The sequence below is a fragment of the Pantoea sp. S18 genome (genome assembly GCF_045689705.1).
Taxonomy (GTDB): domain Bacteria; phylum Pseudomonadota; class Gammaproteobacteria; order Enterobacterales; family Enterobacteriaceae; genus Pantoea; species Pantoea symbiotica.
In genome coordinates this window covers 2557556-2574988 of sequence record NZ_CP142688.1, presented here as the reverse complement: position 1 = coordinate 2574988, position 17433 = coordinate 2557556, and the positions used below count along the sequence as shown (strand labels likewise).

The window sequence follows — 17433 nt, the reverse complement described above, 5'->3', positions numbered from 1 at the left end:
ACTCCTCGGGAAATGTCGGGTTATGAGTAGAAACTTTGCGCCAGTGAACCCACCAGCAGTTGCCAGCCATCCACCAGCACGAACAGCATCAGCTTGAACGGCAGGGAAATGGTGGCTGGCGGCACCATCATCATCCCCAGCGCCATCAGTACGCTGGCGACCACCAGATCGATGATCAGGAACGGGATAAACACGGTGAAACCAATCTGGAAGGCGGTTTTCAGTTCGCTGGTGACATACGCTGGCAGCAGAATGCGCATCGGTACCGCTTCCGGACCCTGAATCGGTGCGGTGTTGGCCAGACGAGCAAACAGCGCTAAATCGGCTTCGCGCGTTTGACGCAGCATAAATTCACGCAGCGGCTGCGCACCTTTATCAATCGCGTCCGCCATGCTGATTTTGTCCTGGCTGAACGGCAGATAGGCGTCGGAGTAAATCTTGTCGAAGGTCGGCGCCATAATAAAGAAGGTCAGAAACAGCGCCAGGCCGAGCAGCACCTGGTTTGGCGGTGCCGACGGCGTGCCGAGGGCGTTACGCAGTAAGCCAAACACAATGATGATGCGCGTGAAGCTGGTCATCATCAGCAGTACGGCCGGAATAAAGGTCAGCGAGGTAATGAAAACCAGCGTCTGCACCGGCAGCGACCAGCTCTGGCCGCCATTAGCCAGCGGCTGGCTGATTAAACCCGGCAGCTGCGCATGGGCAACCGGTGCCAGCAACAGCAGCGGCAAGAGAGCAAGTAATCGACGCATCATTGTGGTTTTCCGGGACGTTTAACCAGATTCTGGAACAACTGACGAAAATCCTGCGGGGCAGCGCTGTTATTCGCCTGTTCTTCCGGCGGCAGCGGCGGTAATGAGTGCAGATGCGTAATCTGCTGGGCGGTAACGCCCAACACCAGACGTGCATCGGCGGTATCGACAATCACCACACGCTCGCGCTGACCCACCTGTACGGTGGCGCTGATTTTCAGCGCCTGGCCGGTCACCGTTTTCGGCGCAAAGCCGAGACGTTTCGCCAGCCAGCCGCAGCCGAGAATCAGCAGAACAATCACCGCCAGCACGCTGCTGACCTGGCCAATCACCGAACCGGTTGAGACCACCGGCTGGCTCGCTACCGGTTGTTCCGCTTGCGTGTGCTTTAACATGCTTAGCGGCTCAGACGACGCATACGTTCAGACGGGGTAATGATGTCGGTGATGCGCACGCCATATTTGTCGTTCACTACCACCACTTCACCCTGCGCGATCAAATAACCGTTGATCAGAATATCCAGCGGTTCACCGGCCAGGCCATCCAGCGCCACCACCGAACCCTGCGTCAGACGCAGCAGCTCTTTAATGGTCATCTTGGTACGACCCAGCTCCACGGTCAGTTTGACCGGAATATCCATAATCAGGTCGATATCCTGCAGCGAACCGCTGATGCCAGGATTCTCCAGCGATTTGAACACATTCTCAGTTGGATCTGGCGCGCTGGTGGTGGTTTGTTCGTTCATAGCTGCAGCCCACAGATCGTCCGCGGAGATGTCGTCGTCGGACGGTTTCTTGCTGTCACTCATCGGGCTGTTCCTCGTTCAGCGAATTCAAAATCGGGTTAATCAAATGTTCTACACGCAGGGCATACTGGCCATTGATGGTGCCGTATTGGCTGGTCAGCACTGGCACGCCATCGACGTGAGCAATGATGCGGTCCGGCTTCTCAATGGGCAGGACGTCACCAGGTTTCAGCTGCAAAATTCGTGACAGACGCAGCGATGTTTCGGCGAAGTGGGCAATCAGCTCCAGCTCCGAGTGCTGCACCTGTTTCACCAGATTGTCGCGCCAGTGATTATCTTCACGGCGGGAGTTTTCCAGTGGCGGATTGACCAGCAGCTCGCGCAGCGGCTCAATCATCGAAAACGGAATACAGATATTGAATTCACCCACCAGGTTACCAATCTCCACCTGGAACGGCGTGTTAACCACGATGTCGTTCGGTGAAGTGGTGATGTTGGTGAACTTCACCTGCATCTCAGAACGCACATACTCGACTTCCAGCGGGTAAATCGCTTTCCATGCGTCGCTATAACCATCCAGCGCCAGCTTCAACATGCGGCGAATTACGCGCTGTTCGGTATGGGTAAATTCACGGCCTTCAACTTTGGTCGGAAAACGACCGTCGCCGCCAAACAGGTTATCGACAGCAATAAATACCAGGCTCGGTGAAAACACCACCAGCGCCGTGCCGCGCAGCGGCTTCAGGTGGATCAGGTTCAGGTTGGTTGGCACCGGCAGGTTGCGGGCGAACTCGTGGTACGGCTGAATCTTGATCGCACCCACACTAATATCGGGGCTACGGCGCAGCAGGTTAAACAGCGCCATACGGAAATGACGGGCAAAGCGCTCGTTGATGATCTCCAGCGCCTGCAGACGCTCACGTACCACGCGGCGCTGAGTATTGGGATCATAGGGACGGATGTCGCCATCGGTCCCTTTGGAACTGTTCTCTACTTCCGCGCTGTCACTGTCGCCATTAAGCAGCGCGTCAATCTCAGCCTGGGAGAGAATGCTATCGCCCATTAAATCACCTCAAAATGAAGGCGGTAAACAGCACGTCATTGACAACCTGAGCCGGTTGACCTTTTACCAGCGGCGGCGCCAGTGCCTGTTTGATCTGCTCAACCAGGGCCTGTTTGCCTTGCTCTGTTGCCAGTGCCGTCGCGCTTTGACGCGAAAGCAGTAACAGCAGACGGCTGCGCACTTCCGGCAGGTAATCGTTCATCCGACGACGGGTATCCTCATCGGGCAGACGCAGGGTGAAACCCACGTACAACACACGGTCGGGATCGTTGTCAGGATTGACCAGGTTTACTGTAAACGTATCCATTGCAAAAAATACGGGAGCAGCCGGTGGTTCGACTTTCGCCGCGTCCGGTTGGCTGCCTTCGTGTTTATTCATCATTCGCCAGACTGCATAGCCTGCCACGCTGCAAGCGGCCAGCGTTACAATCAGTAACACCGGTAGTAGTAGTGAACGTTTGCGGCCTTTAGCTTTCGCGTTATCAGACATCTTGCAGTTACTTCCTGTGAATTATGGGCAAGCCTCTCGGCTTACCTGGACAGATTATCCCGCGTCTTAAGTCAAACAATGGGAAGAAAAGACGCGGGTTTTACGCTTACCTTCAGCGTTTAGCGGCTGTCAGGCAAAGATATCGACAGCGCCGTTACCGGCCGCGCGCGCTTGAAGGGCTGCCGGGACGGCAATAGGCGTTATCTCGTTGTCACTGTCCTGGGAGAGGGTAAAGCTGCCGTGCTGTCCGTCACGACGTCCTTCCTGCTGGCCCTGATAACTCTGGCCCTGTGCGAAGGCGTCGCTGCTGACGTTACTCTGTCCCAGGTTTATTCCGCTCTCCGCCAGCGCTGTTCGCAGCTGAGGGAGAGCCGCTTCCAGCGCGGCCCTCACTTGGCTGTGGCTGGAAACCATACTTAACTGTGCCTGATCCTTATCGAGGGTCAGGCTGATCTGGATCGCGCCCAGATCCTGCGGATGTAAACGCAATTCGGCGTTCTGCTGCCCGTTGCGGCTAAACATCACAATCTGCTGACTCAGCGCCTGCTGCCACTCGCTGCTGCCGAGCTGCGCATTCAGCATGGGCGTCGACGGCGTGGTGCTGGTCGACGCGGTGCTGCTCACCAGCGAACTGGTGGCGCTGAGCGGTGCGCTGGTTAATGGCGCGACCTGGTCATCACTGCTCTGCGCGGCGGTGCGCTCTTCCGGCTTACTCAGCGCATTCAGCACCTGCTTAAAACTCTCATCCAGCGTCAAGCCGCTGCTGTTACTGGCGGTGGTGTTGACGCTGCTGCTGGTCTGCGTGCTGGCAGCCGTTTGCGTTAAGAGCGTTCCAGCATCGCTGGATTTCTTCGCTGTGCTATCCGGCTGTGCTGTTTCTTCTTTTACTGCACCTTCAAGCGAACCGCTTAACAATGCTGAATTAAGCGAAGCGCGGGTGTCAGCTTTGCCTTCGCCTGTGCCGCTACTTACCGTGGCTGTGCTGGTGCGGTTCTCAACCGCCACCGGCAACATGGCGAATAACGCCTGCACATTCTGTAAGTCGCTGGCAGTTAACGAACTTGCCTCACTCTTGTCTTTATCATCGGCTGATTTCAGCGTGGCTTTAGTGTTTTCCGGCTGTAAAAGTGCGTTTAACGCATCTGGTTTATCCAGCGCCTGCAATAACGCACTTAAAGAGGCTTTGCTGACGTCTTTTTCATCAACTTCTGTTGTCAGATCAGTCGATTGCGTGTTAACAGCTTGTTGCTTTACCAGCGTTAGCAAGCGGTTGCCGAGTTCAGTAATAAATCCCTGCGGCAGGCTATCTGCGCCCTGCAAAAGATCTGATGAAACTGAACTGTCAGCGTCTCCCAAAACCGAGGTTTGCGTAGCAACTGTTGGCAGCGTAATCATTCGCCTTTCCTCAATGCGGCCCGTTGGGCAAATTCATCCATCCGTTTCTGATCGAGACGGTTTTCTTGTCGTAATGCGTTTTCCTCAGCGCGCGTGATCAGCGTTTGATAAGCATTGAGTCGCTTATGCTTTTCACGCCAGTTGCTCAGCGCGGTGTCGAGGCGCTGATTCCACTGGGAAAGCTGTTGGCGATGCTGTTCGATGGCTTTTTCCAGCGTCTGAATAAACTGGTGATAATTGGTCCAGCGCGTGCTGGCGATGCCGCCGGACATATCCTGATTGAGCTTGTTGCGGTACTCATCCTGATAATCCAGCAGCATGCTGAGTTGTTCGTCGGCCTGCTGCACACCACGACGCATATCGCCGAGGTGAATCACCGCACTCTCCAGTTCCTGCTCCGCCATATCGCGCAGCTTGTTGATCGCACTGGCCGTTTTCATGACTTAACCTCGTTTGGCGTTAACCGAACATTGCCTGCAGATGCAAACAGGCATCGTCGTAGTCGCTGCGTTCGAAAATGCCCTGATGCAGGAAAGCTTCCATCTCGGGATAGAGCTTGATGGCGCGGTCCAGCATCGGATCGCTGCCTGCGGCATACGCACCCACACTCACCAGATCGCGGTTACGCTGGAAGCTGGAGAGCAACTGTTTGAACTGGCGCACGCGCGCATAATGCGTCTCATCAATTAATGAGGTCATGGCGCGGCTGATCGACGCTTCAATATCAATCGCCGGATAGTGACCGGCTTCCGCCAGACGACGCGACAGCACAATGTGGCCGTCGAGAATCGCACGCGCCGAGTCGGCAATCGGGTCTTGCTGATCGTCGCCTTCGGTCAACACGGTATAAAACGCGGTGATCGAACCGCCGCCGTGCGTACCGTTACCGGCGCGTTCCACCAGCGCGGGCAGTTTGGCGAACACCGAAGGCGGATAACCTTTGGTGGCCGGTGGCTCACCGATGGCCAGCGCGATTTCACGTTGCGCCATGGCGTAGCGGGTGAGGGAATCCATAATCAGCAGCACGTGCTGGCCGCGATCGCGGAAATCTTCGGCGATACGCGTGGCATACGCCGCGCCCTGCATACGCAGCAGCGGCGAGACGTCAGCGGGTGCGGCGATCACTACCGAACGCGCGCGGCCTTCGGCACCGAGAATGTTTTCAATGAACTCTTTTACTTCACGACCACGTTCACCAATCAAGCCCACCACAATCACATCGGCTTTGGTGTAACGCGCCATCATGCCGAGCAGCACGCTTTTACCGACGCCGGAACCGGCGAACAGGCCCATACGCTGACCGCGACCCACGGTGAGCAGGGCGTTGATGGCGCGCACGCCGGTATCCAGCACATCTTCAATCGGCGTACGTTGCAGCGGGTTAAACGGTGCGGTGATCAGCGGGGCGCGATAGCCGGTTTCCGGCGCGGGTAAACCATCCAGCGGTTTGCCGCTGCCGTCGAGTACGCGACCCAACAACTCCGGGCCCAGCAGCATCTGTTTGCCGCTGTGCCCGCTGTCGCCACTGACGCGCGCATAAACCCGTGCGCCCGGCAAAATGCCGTCCACTTCTTCCAGCGGCATCATTAACAGTTTTTGGCCGTTGAAGCCGACCACTTCACTTTCCACTTCAGTGATCTTGCTGCCATCGGTACGCTCAATAATGCAGGTTGCACCGAGCGGCAGTTGCAGGCCGGTGGCTTCCAACACTAAGCCGGTGGCGCGCGTCAGGCGACCGTAGCGACGCACGGTTTGCACCTGTGAAATACGCTCTTCGAAGGCGTCGAGCGCGCCGAGCCAGCGTGAAAGGCGTGAGGAGGTCATTACAGTGTCCCCGGAGCGGCCAGGCGGCACAGCTCCTGCCAGCGCGTTGCCACGCTCGCATCAAGATCGCCATCTTCCGCACTGAGCTTACAGCCGCCGGGATGCAGCGTGCTGTCGGCCAGCAAACGCCAGCCGTGCAGATCGAGCGTGGGACCGAGCGTCTGCTCAATGCGCTGCAAATCATCCGGATGGACGCGCAGCTGCGGCTTGCCGCTGAACATCGGCTCCTGCTGAATCAGCTGCTGGATTTGACGCAGCAGGGCGGTGCCATCCACCTGCGTGGCCTGGCCAATCACCGTGCGCGCGGCTTCCAGTGCCAGCTGCATCAGACGTGAAGCGATCACGCTGTCGAGCGCTTCGAGCGTGTGATGAAACTCGGTCACCAGCTGCTGCATACGTGCCTGCAGCGGCGCTTGCTGCTGCTGCGCATCGGCTAAGCCTTGCTGGAATCCGGCGTCATAACCGTTCTGTTGCGCTTCGGCAAAACCCTTTTGATAACCTTCACTGTAACCCTGCGTCTGCGCATCTTTGCGCATCTGCTGCTGCATGCGTTCCAGCTGTTGCTGCTGTTCCGCTTCGGCGCTCAGTTCAACATCGATCTCCGGCTCCTCAAACTGAGGCTCCGGTTCGGCACCGAACGGGCTGCCTAAATCATCAGGCTGCCAGCGCTGCCACGCGCGGGCGGAAAAGGCATCAGACATAGGTTTCCTCGCCACCACCAATTACCATCTCGCCGGATTCTGCTAAGCGGCGCACCACCAGAAGAATGGCCTTCTGTTCGTTCTCCACTGCAGACATACGTACCGGACCACGGTTGGCCAAATCGTCGCGCAGGATATCGGCCGCACGGGCAGACATGTTCTTGAGGAACTTCTCGCGCAGCGGCTGCTCGGCACCTTTCAATGCCACCAGCAACTGCTCGGATTCCACTTCCTGCAACAGGCGCTGGATGCTGCGGTCGTCCACTTCCACCAGGTTTTCGAACAGGAACATCTCGTCGATGATCTTCTGTGCCAGCTCGCCATCGAAGTCGCGTACCGCTTCGATAACCGCTTCTTCCTGCTGGGTTTTCATCAGGTTGATAATTTCTGCTGCGGTTCTCACGCCGCCCATCTTCGCGCGCTTGAGGTTGGTACCATCCAGCAGGCCGTTGAGCACTTCGGTCAGTTCCGCCAGCGCCGCCGGCTGGACACCACCGAACGTCGCGATACGCAGCATCACATCGTGACGCAGACGCTCGTCGAACAGCGCCAGAATATCTGCCGCCTGGGAACGTTTGAGGTGCACCAAAATGGTGGCGATAATCTGCGGATGCTCGTCGCGAATAAGGTCGGCGGCCGCCTGTGGCTCCATGAAGTTGAGCGTTTCCATGCCGCTGGTGGTCTCGTTTTTCTCGAGAATATCTTCCAGCAGGCTTGAGGCGCGCTCCTCGCCCAGCGCTTTGATCAGCACTGAACGCAGGTAATCGTTGGAGTTGAGGCTCAGCGCCGCAAACTGTTCCGCATCGATTTCGAATTCACGCAGCACTTCGGTCAGCTGTTTGTGTGAAACCTGGCGCATGTTGGCCATGGCGCCACTCAGGTGCTGAACTTCACGCTGGTTGAGGTGTTTGAACACCTCCGCCGCGCGCTCTTCGCCAATGGTCATCATCAGAATGGCGCTTTTTTCTGTACCGGTCAGACTCATAGTTCTTTACTCATCCATTCGCGGATAACCAGCGCGACGACGCGCGGATCGTTTTCAGACATGTCGCGGATACGCTGGCTCATCACCTCGGCGCTCATGCGGTTAGTAGATTTACGCTCCTGATCCAGCTCGTCTTTGCTGAGCTGAACGCTAAAGGCTTCTTCTTCTTCCTGTGCCGCAGCACGTGCCGCCAGCGCTTCCGCTGCTGCTTGTTCCTGCGCTTTCTTACGCATCAGCTGTGGACGTACCAACTTGCGATAGAGGATGAAGCCAACCAACGCCACCAGCAGCCAGCGACCGGCAGTCATCATCTGATCGAAGAACGATTGCTGCTGCCAGAATGGCAGGTCGCCACCGGCTGGCTCGGTCATGTTGAACTGCGAGTTCACCACGTTGACGCTGTCGCCACGGGTCTGCGAATAGCCCATCGCTTCGCGGGTTAAATCTTCAATCTGCTTGATCTGCTGATCATTCAGCGCCACCGCTTTGCCTTTGCCGTCGTCGCGGTAGTTCACCACCACGGCAACCGACAGGCGCTGCACATCACCGACGTTCAGCTTGGTATGACGAATGGTACGATCCAGCTCGTAGTTAACCGTGTCGTTGCGCGTCGAGCTGCTCGGACCAGAAGGTTGGGCGGTGCTGGTGGTGCTGCCATTATTCTGCGCATTGGCGTTTTGGCCATTCGCGTTCTGACCGTTGGCATTATTGTTGTTATTAGCTGGCGGATTGGTCACCGGCGCGGTGTTGGCTGGCGCAGGCTGATTCGACAACGCACCCGGCACGCCGCCAGGATACGGGCTGCCATTTTGTTCGGAGTTGCTGGTCTGGCGAGAACGCACGGCGGTATTGCTTGGATTGGCGTTCGGCTGGTATTTCTCGTCGGTCTGCTCGCTGCGGTCAAAGTTGATCTGCGCCGTCACCTGCGCATGCACATTGCCCTGACCAACAATTGGATTGAGGATCGCTTCGATGCGCTGTTGGAAGCGCGCTTCCACTTCAGAGGCATATTTCAACTGAGCATCATTCAGGTCGCGACCTTCGCTATCGGAGCGGGTCAACAGACGGCCGGCCTGATCGACAACGGTAACGTTGCCCGGCGGTAAACCGGCCACGCTGCTGGAGACCATATGCTGAATGGCCTGAATCTGGCCTTCATCTAACGCGCGGCCAGGTTGCAGATTCAGCGTTACTGAAGCGGAAGGGGCTTTCTGCTCACGCACGAACAAGGTCGGTTTCGGCATCGCCAGATGCACGCGCACGCTCTTCACCGGACCGAGCGTTTCGATGGTGCGCGACAGTTCACCTTCCAGCGCACGCTGATAGTTGATCTGTTCGCTGAACTGGCTGATACCGAACTTCTCTTTGTCCATCAGTTCGAAGCCAACGTTGCCGCCTTTCGGCAGACCTTGTTGCGCCAGACGCAGACGCAGCTCATGCACTTTATCGGCGGGCACCATCAGTGCTCCACCGTTATCGGCGAACTGGTAAGGGATGTTCATTTGCGTCAGCTGCGTGACAATCGCACCGCCGTCCTCATCGGAGAGGTTGTTATAGAGGACGCGATAGTCTGGCGCTTTTGCCCACAGCACCAACGCAAACACCACTGCGATAACCGCAGCGGCAGCAATAATTAAAGGAATTCGCGGATTGGCGCGCAGGCGGGCGAGAAGGTCACTGAAGCCTTTCTTTGCTGTCTCTGGTGTAGCGGCTGCACTCGCATTCATGACCGATTCCTGCCTGAAATTATTAGTGGTGACAAAACGAACTCCCTGAAGACTTCCCCCAAATTCAGGGGGGAGGAAAATTAAATTCCACTTATTGGCAGGCATTATTTGATGATTCGGGTCACATCGATGGGTGGATAAGCCGGGTTTTTTGCGGTCATTTAGCGCCTTTGTCCTATTGACAGTGTGTTAACTTTCTCATCGTGAAAATTTAATCACTTCTTCATTAGGGGTCAGGCAATGTCAATTCAGGCGATTGAGGGTGTGCTGCAGCAGCTGCAGATGACATCTCTGCAGGCGAGCGGTAAGCAGGCGGAATCCACCAATCAGGTCGATTTTAGTGCCACCATGAAAGCAGCACTCGACAAGATCAGCGAAACCCAGACAACGGCGCGCGCGCAGGCGCAGGATTTTGAAATGGGTAAACCGGGCATCCAGTTAAACGATGTGATGGTCGATCTGCAAAAATCCTCTATTTCCATGCAGATGGGCGTGCAGGTGCGTAACAAACTGGTGTCGGCTTATACCGATATCATGAGCATGCAGGTGTAGTTTCTTTCGGTTTCTTTCGGGTATTTCTTTCGGGTATAGTTCAGCGCGGTGATGGTTTATCTCAGGCGGAAAGGTCGCTGCATCACAGTGAATACACCGCCCAACGCGCTGCCTTATTTTGAGAAGAGGATTCTCACGTGAAGAAAACCCTGCTGTTTTTAATCGCCATCGTTCTGCTTGCAGGATGTAACAAGGATGACGCGACGTATTACCCGCAAATGAAAAACTTTGCCTATCTGTATCAATTCGAAGCGCTGCCTGGAAAAGTCAAAAATACCCATCAAACGCTGTTCACCGCCGACGGCCAGCAAATCTTCGAAGTGAACGTCGATTTCGACCGCAACGGCTGTCCAACGCATGTTAAATCGGTGGGCAAAGAGGGCGAAGTGATTGAGGTTGCGCGCGACGGCGACGCATTAAAAGGCAGCGAAAACGGTCAGGACGTGGTGGTGACGCTGGATAAAAACTGCGCCATGGTGAAGAAAGTCACGCCGAGCATGACGGTAGATATTGCCTACAACAAACAGGGTTTGGTGGAGCAGATCTCATCGCCTGCTTCTGATGCAGCGTTTCACCTCGCCTATAACAGCGCGGGTGAAATGGCGGTATTGAGTATTACTCAGGCCGGAACGGAAGTGTCGCGTGCTACAGCAGTGCGGGCAGAAGATAAGAAAAAGATTTCTGACGTGGTCACCACGGTGAAGCGTAATGACCAAATTAAAACCGTCAGCAATGTCTGCAAATATAAAAACGATGTTCCTTATTATTGCGACATTATTACCACCGACGCGGCGGGCGAGGTGGTGGATAAGCAGTATGGCAATATCGAGGTGACGTATTATTAGTTGTAGGGCCGCCATTTATGGCGACCGCCACACTATTTAATCTCAGGCCACGCCACCGCCGGGAATCCATTCAACAGCGGATGCGCAAACAGGAAACCCTGGAACTGGCTAATACCCGCCGCTTCCAGCCACATCCACTCTTCGGCTTGTTCCACACCTTCGGCAATCACCGCGATTTCCAGCGATGCGCAGCATTTAATGATGGCGTGCATGATCGCCTGCTTCGGGCCGCTTTTATGCACATCGCGGATAATCTCGCGATCGATTTTGATTTTGTCCGGCTGGAATTTCGATAACAGCGACAAGCCAGCAAAACCGGCACCAAAATCGTCCAGCGCCAGGCTGATCCCCGCCGCTTTCAACTTTCTCACTTCGGCAGCAAATTCATCTGAGCGCGAAATGATCTCATTTTCGGTCACTTCGACGATCACCTGCTGCGGCACCAGTCCGCTGGCTTTGATCTCCGCCAGCAGGAAATCCACCGCGTTTGGCACCGTCACCAGCGACATCGGTAGCAGATTGATCGATAAGCGATGCTCGCCAATCCCCAGTTTGCTCGCCACGTTAAACGCCAGGCGTTTCGACTGAATATCCGCGTGATAAATCGCCTCACCACCAAACGCAGAAAAATACTCTTCCGGCGAGCCGCCGTTCGGCGTACGAATCAGCGCTTCAAGTGAGGTCACGCGGCGTGCGAAGGGATCGATGATCGGCTGAAAGGCAAAGCGGCAATCCTGCACGCTCTGATCAAGGTCATCCAGCTCATTCAGCCATTCATCATCGGGAATAAATTCCCAGGTGCTGGCGGGTGGGATCTCAAAGTAGTTCTCTTTGTCGCGCGCCACCACGAAAGTGCGCAAAAACTGCAGCGCACGATCTTTGTAGGTGAGCTGATAACGCGAAGTGCCTTTATCCAGCACCGCTTGCAGCACAGTGTCTTTGTCATGCTCGCGCAGATCGAACAGCTCCATGCCGACTTTGCCAAAACGGCGTTCTGGCGCGAAGTCGTGCATCAATTCCACCAGATTATGGTGGCGTGCGTCCTGACAAATACGCTGATAGATGCCTTGCACCGCGTCGCGCGGGCCTTCCAGCAGTTGGAAGAAGTGCAGGCCGTCGAACAACAGGATGCCGGTGACATCCGAATTTTTGTTTTTGCGATTGGCTTTAGCAACCATATCTTCGAGCGTTTTGATCGGCACGTGGTCGTGCAGATGGCTGCGATAAAGGATGGTGGTGAGCATGGCGATTGTCCGGCTAAATTATTATTTTGCGCTACATTAACAGGCTTACAGCGGGGTCTGTCCATAGCTTCCCGCACTCAGACTAAACTTTTTTTAAAATAATGGCTTAAGCGAAGCGGCTAGCCGCCTCGGTAACGTCTCAACTCCATTAACGTGCCGATGATTTGCAGCGAAATTTCCTCAGAATGCAGCTGAGGAAAATCATCATTGAGCGCGCGCAATGTGAAGATTTTCTCATCCTGCTGCTGCGTTTGCAGCCGATAAATTCGCACCAGCGCCGCACCATCGACCAGCGCCAAAACTACATCGCCAGGCTGTGGCTGAACGTCTGGATCAAAGATCACACTGTCTCCGGGCCGGTAATCGGGCTGCATCGCGTGGTCTTCCACCGTGACCGCCAGCGCGCCATCGCCCAATTGACTTTCACTGTAGAGAAAGCGCGTTGCCTGCTGTTTCAGCAACAACCGCTGCTCGCCCAACCACATTGACGCTTGCGCCAGGCTAATCAATGGTACCGCCATAACCGGCGCGGCTTTGGCGTGGGTGGCAAACACTTCGCCGTCCCCATCAATAATCCATGCCGCTGTGCATTGCAGCCACTCCGCGAGCCGCAATAAGTTCTCGCCGCGCGGTACGGTTTCCTCTTTTTCCCATTGCGATACAGCCACATGCGATACACCGATGCTCTTCGCCAGCGCCTGCTGCGTTAACTGTAGTGCTTTACGTCGTGCCCGGATGCGCTCACCGGAAGATTCTTTTTTCATCATCTTGACATCTCCTGAAGGAACGACTTAAGTATACTTAAATTCATAAGTTAAAGTAAACTTAAATTCAGGCGTTGACCGCGAAGCTGGCAAGGGTGGTCAGCGTGCTTATGGGGCACAACCCTTGCCAGGGGTGAGAGGTAAAGCATGGAAAGTAGTTTAGTCACCAGCGTAGGTGCGTTGCTTCTCGGCGGCGGCGCAGCAGCTGTGTTCTGGAAACCGTTAATGGCGGGTATCGCCGCTATCGTCACCAGCAATCGTGCCGGCGGGGAGATCATCACCAGCTACAAAGAACAGGTGATGCTGCTCAAAGAAGGTCATGCCTTGATGCGTCAGGAAAACGATGAGTTGCGCGTCCGACACGACAAAAACCTGCGGCGAATCTCTTCGCTGGAAACCGATCTGCGGCTGATCAAAAACGCCCTTAGTATTTTACTGGCGACCACCGAAACCGAACATAGCGATAAGTTTCGCAGCCAGGTGAATCAACTGATTACCACTCTGGAGGAGAGTCGTGATGATGCAGATAAACAGTGAGTACGTAGTGAAAAACCATCGACGCCAACTGTTCTTCGGCGGCTTTCTGCTGATGCTGTCGCTGATGTGCGTGGCGATGACGGTGTTGTTTCTTTTTGTGAGTAACAGCGCCAATCAGCGCGTTGAAGAGATTCGACAGCAATATCGAACGATCTCAGAACGACGTGAAGCGCGCGTGGCGGAACTCACCAGCCAGTTGGTGGCGCTGCAAAACAAACTCGATGGGATAGCGAAGCACCCAATCAGCATTCCGGCTGAAAAGGGGAAACCGGCTGAAGGAGATAAATCGCCACCTCAACCCAAGCGTTAAGGAGGTCAGCATGCGAATTACCACGTGGATTGCAGCCACTCTTGCCCGACTGCGATCTTTATTCAGTAAGAAGGAGAGCATTATGAGCGATCAAACTGTTATCAATCCAACCAGCACCATCGCATCGTCACCTGCGGAAGATTTCGCCAACGAAGTGGCTACGCCAGTCGCGGCGTCAGCGCCAGCCGCAGTTGCAGCGGTACCTGAAGCGGCATCGGCTGTTACATCTGAGGCGATAACACCTGCGCCTGTGGAGGCTGCGCCCGTTGCTGCAGCCGAGGTTTCGCCGCCCAGCGTACCGGAAGCCGCTGCTCCCATTGCAGCCGAAGCGCCGCCAGCCGCCGCAGCGGCGCAGAGCCATGACGCCAGTCAGGCGTTCTCAGAAGGCGTGAAGGATTTCGGACGCGCGTTTAACTTTGTCGAGCAGGGCGTGATCAAACTGGGTGATGCCGCGAAGGATGAGCTGATTGAGCTGGCGAGGAAATATCTGTAATGCCAGAAGACGCACCATCGGGGACCGGGATGTCCCCTGTTTACTAACAGGTTTTAGTCACTTCCGATTATTCCTAAGGCAGCTTCGATATTTTGCACTATCTTTAATCCTTCAAGCGTTATTTAAATCGTCTTATTAAGCGAAAAGGAAGATAGCATGAGTGATACAGAAACTGTAAAAACCAAAACTGACTACCTGCGTGATGTCACCTCCCAGCTTAAAGAGATGCGCCACTACGCGCAGACCAACACTGAGACGCTGTCTGCCCACTGGCTGGCTTTTGATGCGGGTGAGTATAAAGACACAGAATATGCGGGACGCTTCGATACCTTGCTGAACAAACAAGGCAAGCTGCTGGATGACATTGATGAGGCGATTCAGGATCTGGAAATCGCCATCAACCATGCTGAGCAGGAAAGCTAAGACTCTTACGCACTGGTGGCCTAATCGGCCACCAGCCACATTTCTGCCTCATCGAACATCTCTTCAACAATCCGCGCAACTGTCGCTTTATCGTTCTTACTCAAATCGGTATCTATCGCGTTACGTTCCATTGGTTTGACGCGCACCTCAATATCGGGAAAGACGCGCTGTACACGCTTTTCCAACTCCTGCAAAATCATCTCACGTGCGCCCGGTAATCCGGCCACGTTGCGCTTATCGTAAATCAACTCCACAAACATCAGGGCGTTCCATTCATTGGATCGGGTGCGATATAGTACTGTAAATAAAAACAGGGGTAAACATGCGCCAACTGGTTATCGATATCTTATTGAAAATGGCGAAAATGGATGTGGAAGCAAAAGAGCTGGTGGCGCAGGTTGAGGCGCAGTCATTGCTGATTGCGGCACTGCTGATTCAGGCAAAAGAGGATAATACGCTGACCATTTCCGATACGGTGCAGGATGCAATTGTCACCGCATCGCGTGCGTCGCAGGATTTTTTACAGTCGGATGTGGATCTGCTGCTTACCCACGTCAATCGTCTGCTGGCGGTGGCAAGTTATATCGAAGTGAAAGGGATCGAGCGGGAAGGGTAGAAAAATATTACCTCTGGAAGTGGAAATCCAGCAACACTTCCAGAGGCGGTGCAACAGCACCATTCGTTCAAGGACAATCTACGACTTACGTCGTGATGAGTAAGTTATACAAGTTCGATCGACTTGTACAACTTTTTCCTGAACAATTTGTGTGGTTGGAGATGTATCTTTGATGCATTTTCAATGCGTTGCACTTAAAGCTCGTTCTTGATGCAAAACTCTTCCCACGTCATTCCTAACGCTTCCGCGTGAGATTTCAGATACTTTTCAATGGCATCCGCAGCGACGGCTTTATCGGGTTCTGCCAGCTGAATGGAAAACAGCATGCCGTCCAGCTTCTTTTGACGCAAAAACGCGGCATAAATGCGTTCTGCATGCCAGGCGCGTAATTGCGCTAATGACAAATTCGCCTGGCGTGCATCGCTTTCGGTCAGTTCATCCAATGCGGATTGGAAATCGGGGTGGGCGGCGAAAAACATCGTGCGCGCCTGAGCGTAATACTCTTCTGGGGTTTTCATTCGGTGTTCCTGCATATCAACTTGCGCGCTAGTGTAACGCGCGCAAGCTACGTTGTCAGGATTCTGCTGCGGGATCGATATTCATGGCAACCAGGTGCGCATTAATGCGCACCCTACAGGTTTCGTAGGGTCGCCATTTATGGCGACCACAACATCAATGCAACTGCTGATAAATCCGCGCTACGTCCTGCTGATTCTTCTCAAGCGTTTCATCCAGCGTCAGTTTACCGCTCAACATATCTGCCAGATTCTGCCCGACGGCGTTACCCATCTGGTCAAATCCAGGAATGCTCACATACTGCACGCCCTGATAAGGCACCGGATTGAGCGTGGGCTGCTCGACGGTAGCCGAATCAATCGCCGCACGTACCTGCGCCGCATACGGCGCCAGACGCTGATAGCTCGCCTGCTGATAGGTAGAATTGCGGCTGCCCGGCGGCACCGCGCCCCAGCCGACGGTATCGGCCACCTGCTGGATGTACTGTTTTGACGTCGCCCAGCTAATAAAGGCTATCGCCGCCTCGCGATTCGGCGTGTTGGCCGGTACCGCCAGCGCCCACGACCATAACCAGTTCGAACCATTACGCGTGATGCCGCCCGGCGCAGGCGCAAAGGCCAGCTTATCGGCGACTAATGAGATCTGCGGATTAACCAGCAAACCGGCCGCCACCGTGCTGTCGATCCACATCGCGCACTTGCCTTGCGCGGTCAGACGCAAAATCTGGCCGAAACTGTTTTTCACCGTGTCCGGCGGTCCATCCTGCTTCACCACCTGCAGATAATCACTCAGCGCTTCGCGCCACTCCGGCGAATTGAGCGTCGGCTGCCAGTTATCATCGAACCACTGCGCGCCATAGGCATTTGCCATGGTGGTCATGAACGCCACGTTATCGCCCCAGCCAGGCTGACCGCGCAGGCACAGGCCGTAAATCCCTTTTTGCGCATCGGTGAGTTTGGCGGCGAAGTTTTTGATATCGGTCCAGTCGGGATTATCCGGCATGGTTAACCCTTTCTGCGCAAACAGATCTTTGCGGTAGTAGGTCATGCTGCTTTCACCGTAGAACGGCAGGGCGTAGAGCGTTTGCTGGAACGACAGCGCTTTGCGCACCGGCGCGATAAGGTCATCGCTGTCGTAATCGGCGGGCAGCTTATTCAGCGGTGCCAGCCAGCCTTTTTCGCCCCACAGCGGCGCTTCATAGGTGCCGACGGTGATGACATCGAACTGCGCCTGGCCGCTGTTCATCGCCGACAGCACCGCCTGACGCAGTGCGCCATCGTCCATCACATGCCATTGCAGTTTGACGTCCGGATGCTCTTGTTCGTAGCGTGTGGCGAGCTGCTGCATGATGGTCATATCGCCGTTAGCGATGGTGGCGATATTCAGCGTTGTCGCCGCGTGGCTCAGCAGCGGCGTGGCAAGTAACATCGCGAGAAGTTTACGCATCATGT

Annotated in this window: 23 protein-coding genes; 7 read left to right on the top strand and 16 right to left on the bottom strand. The window is 55.2% G+C overall.

The window, feature by feature from the left end; genetic code table 11:
• Positions 1–20 precede the first annotated feature (20 nt).
• From fliP to fliF, 11 genes are all read right to left on the bottom strand, one after another.
• Complete coding sequence (fliP, locus tag VIJ98_RS11955) at positions 21–752, bottom strand: flagellar type III secretion system pore protein FliP (RefSeq protein WP_036648594.1); 732 nt, start codon at positions 750–752, stop codon at positions 21–23.
• Entirely contained in the window at positions 752–1147 is a 396-nt protein-coding gene (gene fliO / locus VIJ98_RS11950) for a flagellar biosynthetic protein FliO (RefSeq protein WP_323274175.1), read from the bottom strand. Before fliO ends, fliP begins: the two co-directional genes overlap by 1 nt.
• 2 nt (positions 1148–1149) lie before the next feature.
• On the bottom strand, positions 1150–1560 hold the full coding sequence (gene fliN, locus VIJ98_RS11945) for a flagellar motor switch protein FliN (RefSeq protein WP_008105402.1): 411 nt from the start codon (positions 1558–1560) through the stop codon (positions 1150–1152).
• On the bottom strand, positions 1553–2560 hold the full coding sequence (gene fliM / locus VIJ98_RS11940; protein WP_008105401.1) for a flagellar motor switch protein FliM: 1008 nt from the start codon (positions 2558–2560) through the stop codon (positions 1553–1555). The genes fliN and fliM overlap by 8 nt, the downstream gene beginning before the upstream one ends.
• 4 nt (positions 2561–2564) lie before the next feature.
• Entirely contained in the window at positions 2565–3050 is a 486-nt protein-coding gene (gene fliL / locus VIJ98_RS11935; RefSeq protein ID WP_008105400.1) for a flagellar basal body-associated protein FliL, read from the bottom strand.
• A gap of 129 nt (positions 3051–3179) precedes the next feature.
• Positions 3180–4445 (bottom strand): flagellar hook-length control protein FliK, encoded by a 1266-nt coding sequence (locus tag VIJ98_RS11930; RefSeq protein ID WP_154157385.1) that lies wholly within the window; start codon positions 4443–4445, stop codon positions 3180–3182.
• Positions 4442–4885 carry a flagellar export protein FliJ gene (gene fliJ, locus VIJ98_RS11925; RefSeq protein WP_008105396.1) on the bottom strand — a complete coding sequence of 148 codons (444 nt, stop codon included), beginning with the start codon at positions 4883–4885 and terminating at the stop codon, positions 4442–4444. The genes VIJ98_RS11930 and fliJ overlap by 4 nt, the downstream gene beginning before the upstream one ends.
• A gap of 19 nt (positions 4886–4904) precedes the next feature.
• Positions 4905–6269 (bottom strand): flagellar protein export ATPase FliI, encoded by a 1365-nt coding sequence (gene fliI, locus VIJ98_RS11920; protein WP_008105395.1) that lies wholly within the window; start codon positions 6267–6269, stop codon positions 4905–4907.
• Entirely contained in the window at positions 6269–6970 is a 702-nt protein-coding gene (fliH, locus tag VIJ98_RS11915; protein ID WP_154157386.1) for a flagellar assembly protein FliH, read from the bottom strand. The genes fliI and fliH overlap by 1 nt, the downstream gene beginning before the upstream one ends.
• Positions 6963–7955 carry a flagellar motor switch protein FliG gene (gene fliG / locus VIJ98_RS11910; protein ID WP_008105392.1) on the bottom strand — a complete coding sequence of 331 codons (993 nt, stop codon included), beginning with the start codon at positions 7953–7955 and terminating at the stop codon, positions 6963–6965. Before fliG ends, fliH begins: the two co-directional genes overlap by 8 nt.
• Positions 7952–9682, bottom strand: coding sequence for a flagellar basal-body MS-ring/collar protein FliF (fliF, locus tag VIJ98_RS11905; protein WP_154157387.1), 1731 nt, complete (start codon positions 9680–9682; stop codon positions 7952–7954). The genes fliG and fliF overlap by 4 nt, the downstream gene beginning before the upstream one ends.
• Positions 9683–9922: 240 nt before the next feature.
• Between fliF and fliE the strand changes: the two genes are divergently transcribed.
• Both fliE and VIJ98_RS11895 read left to right on the top strand, forming a co-directional pair.
• Positions 9923–10234, top strand: coding sequence for a flagellar hook-basal body complex protein FliE (fliE, locus tag VIJ98_RS11900; RefSeq protein ID WP_008105389.1), 312 nt, complete (start codon positions 9923–9925; stop codon positions 10232–10234).
• 137 nt (positions 10235–10371) lie between these two features.
• Positions 10372–11079: a YnfC family lipoprotein gene (locus tag VIJ98_RS11895; RefSeq protein WP_323274162.1), complete on the top strand. Its 708-nt coding sequence runs from the start codon at positions 10372–10374 to the stop codon at positions 11077–11079.
• A gap of 32 nt (positions 11080–11111) precedes the next feature.
• Here the strand turns inward: VIJ98_RS11895 and VIJ98_RS11890 are convergent, their stop codons facing one another.
• Both VIJ98_RS11890 and VIJ98_RS11885 read right to left on the bottom strand, forming a co-directional pair.
• Positions 11112–12323 (bottom strand): diguanylate phosphodiesterase, encoded by a 1212-nt coding sequence (locus VIJ98_RS11890; protein WP_008105386.1) that lies wholly within the window; start codon positions 12321–12323, stop codon positions 11112–11114.
• Positions 12324–12442: 119 nt separating this feature from the next.
• Positions 12443–13090 (bottom strand): S24 family peptidase, encoded by a 648-nt coding sequence (locus tag VIJ98_RS11885; protein ID WP_154157388.1) that lies wholly within the window; start codon positions 13088–13090, stop codon positions 12443–12445.
• 144 nt (positions 13091–13234) lie between these two features.
• Between VIJ98_RS11885 and VIJ98_RS11880 the strand changes: the two genes are divergently transcribed.
• From VIJ98_RS11880 to VIJ98_RS11865, 4 genes are all read left to right on the top strand, one after another.
• Positions 13235–13624 (top strand): hypothetical protein, encoded by a 390-nt coding sequence (locus tag VIJ98_RS11880; protein ID WP_008105381.1) that lies wholly within the window; start codon positions 13235–13237, stop codon positions 13622–13624.
• Entirely contained in the window at positions 13605–13934 is a 330-nt protein-coding gene (locus VIJ98_RS11875) for a hypothetical protein (protein WP_323274159.1), read from the top strand. The genes VIJ98_RS11880 and VIJ98_RS11875 overlap by 20 nt, the downstream gene beginning before the upstream one ends.
• Before the next feature lie 82 nt (positions 13935–14016).
• The gene (locus VIJ98_RS11870) at positions 14017–14427 is read left to right on the top strand and encodes a hypothetical protein (RefSeq protein ID WP_154157389.1); all 411 of its coding nucleotides are present in this window, start codon (positions 14017–14019) and stop codon (positions 14425–14427) included.
• A gap of 156 nt (positions 14428–14583) precedes the next feature.
• Positions 14584–14850, top strand: a complete 267-nt coding sequence (locus VIJ98_RS11865; protein WP_008105375.1) for a hypothetical protein — start codon at positions 14584–14586, stop codon at positions 14848–14850.
• Between the two features lie 20 nt (positions 14851–14870).
• Here VIJ98_RS11865 and VIJ98_RS11860 read toward each other — a convergent pair whose 3' ends face one another.
• Complete coding sequence (locus tag VIJ98_RS11860) at positions 14871–15110, bottom strand: DinI-like family protein (RefSeq protein ID WP_008105373.1); 240 nt, start codon at positions 15108–15110, stop codon at positions 14871–14873.
• 62 nt (positions 15111–15172) lie between these two features.
• On the opposite strand from VIJ98_RS11860, the gene iraP reads away from it, so the two are divergent.
• On the top strand, positions 15173–15466 hold the full coding sequence (iraP, locus tag VIJ98_RS11855; RefSeq protein ID WP_008105371.1) for an anti-adapter protein IraP: 294 nt from the start codon (positions 15173–15175) through the stop codon (positions 15464–15466).
• 194 nt (positions 15467–15660) lie between these two features.
• Here iraP and VIJ98_RS11850 read toward each other — a convergent pair whose 3' ends face one another.
• On the bottom strand, positions 15661–15984 hold the full coding sequence (locus VIJ98_RS11850) for a DUF6388 family protein (protein ID WP_008105368.1): 324 nt from the start codon (positions 15982–15984) through the stop codon (positions 15661–15663).
• Between the two features lie 154 nt (positions 15985–16138).
• Entirely contained in the window at positions 16139–17431 is a 1293-nt protein-coding gene (locus VIJ98_RS11845) for an ABC transporter substrate-binding protein (RefSeq protein WP_407330280.1), read from the bottom strand.
• Positions 17432–17433 lie beyond the last annotated feature (2 nt).

What these genes read in the sequence shown, in the direction of transcription:
- VIJ98_RS11870 (WP_154157389.1), top strand. Translation starts at nt 14,017, where the DNA reads ATGAGCGATCAAACTGTTATCAATCCAACCAGCACCATCGCATCGTCA.
- fliN (WP_008105402.1), bottom strand. Translation starts at nt 1,560, where the DNA reads ATGAGTGACAGCAAGAAACCGTCCGACGACGACATCTCCGCGGACGAT.
- fliJ (WP_008105396.1), bottom strand. Translation starts at nt 4,885, where the DNA reads ATGAAAACGGCCAGTGCGATCAACAAGCTGCGCGATATGGCGGAGCAG.
- fliH (WP_154157386.1), bottom strand. Translation starts at nt 6,970, where the DNA reads ATGTCTGATGCCTTTTCCGCCCGCGCGTGGCAGCGCTGGCAGCCTGAT.
- VIJ98_RS11875 (WP_323274159.1), top strand. Translation starts at nt 13,605, where the DNA reads ATGATGCAGATAAACAGTGAGTACGTAGTGAAAAACCATCGACGCCAA.
- fliG (WP_008105392.1), bottom strand. Translation starts at nt 7,955, where the DNA reads ATGAGTCTGACCGGTACAGAAAAAAGCGCCATTCTGATGATGACCATT.
- fliF (WP_154157387.1), bottom strand. Translation starts at nt 9,682, where the DNA reads ATGAATGCGAGTGCAGCCGCTACACCAGAGACAGCAAAGAAAGGCTTC.
- fliP (WP_036648594.1), bottom strand. Translation starts at nt 752, where the DNA reads ATGCGTCGATTACTTGCTCTCTTGCCGCTGCTGTTGCTGGCACCGGTT.
- VIJ98_RS11930 (WP_154157385.1), bottom strand. Translation starts at nt 4,445, where the DNA reads ATGATTACGCTGCCAACAGTTGCTACGCAAACCTCGGTTTTGGGAGAC.
- fliM (WP_008105401.1), bottom strand. Translation starts at nt 2,560, where the DNA reads ATGGGCGATAGCATTCTCTCCCAGGCTGAGATTGACGCGCTGCTTAAT.
- VIJ98_RS11845 (WP_407330280.1), bottom strand. Translation starts at nt 17,431, where the DNA reads ATGATGCGTAAACTTCTCGCGATGTTACTTGCCACGCCGCTGCTGAGC.
- VIJ98_RS11860 (WP_008105373.1), bottom strand. Translation starts at nt 15,110, where the DNA reads ATGTTTGTGGAGTTGATTTACGATAAGCGCAACGTGGCCGGATTACCG.
- fliI (WP_008105395.1), bottom strand. Translation starts at nt 6,269, where the DNA reads ATGACCTCCTCACGCCTTTCACGCTGGCTCGGCGCGCTCGACGCCTTC.
- fliE (WP_008105389.1), top strand. Translation starts at nt 9,923, where the DNA reads ATGTCAATTCAGGCGATTGAGGGTGTGCTGCAGCAGCTGCAGATGACA.
- VIJ98_RS11850 (WP_008105368.1), bottom strand. Translation starts at nt 15,984, where the DNA reads ATGAAAACCCCAGAAGAGTATTACGCTCAGGCGCGCACGATGTTTTTC.
- fliO (WP_323274175.1), bottom strand. Translation starts at nt 1,147, where the DNA reads ATGTTAAAGCACACGCAAGCGGAACAACCGGTAGCGAGCCAGCCGGTG.
- VIJ98_RS11885 (WP_154157388.1), bottom strand. Translation starts at nt 13,090, where the DNA reads ATGATGAAAAAAGAATCTTCCGGTGAGCGCATCCGGGCACGACGTAAA.
- VIJ98_RS11865 (WP_008105375.1), top strand. Translation starts at nt 14,584, where the DNA reads ATGAGTGATACAGAAACTGTAAAAACCAAAACTGACTACCTGCGTGAT.
- VIJ98_RS11890 (WP_008105386.1), bottom strand. Translation starts at nt 12,323, where the DNA reads ATGCTCACCACCATCCTTTATCGCAGCCATCTGCACGACCACGTGCCG.
- iraP (WP_008105371.1), top strand. Translation starts at nt 15,173, where the DNA reads ATGCGCCAACTGGTTATCGATATCTTATTGAAAATGGCGAAAATGGAT.
- fliL (WP_008105400.1), bottom strand. Translation starts at nt 3,050, where the DNA reads ATGTCTGATAACGCGAAAGCTAAAGGCCGCAAACGTTCACTACTACTA.
- VIJ98_RS11880 (WP_008105381.1), top strand. Translation starts at nt 13,235, where the DNA reads ATGGAAAGTAGTTTAGTCACCAGCGTAGGTGCGTTGCTTCTCGGCGGC.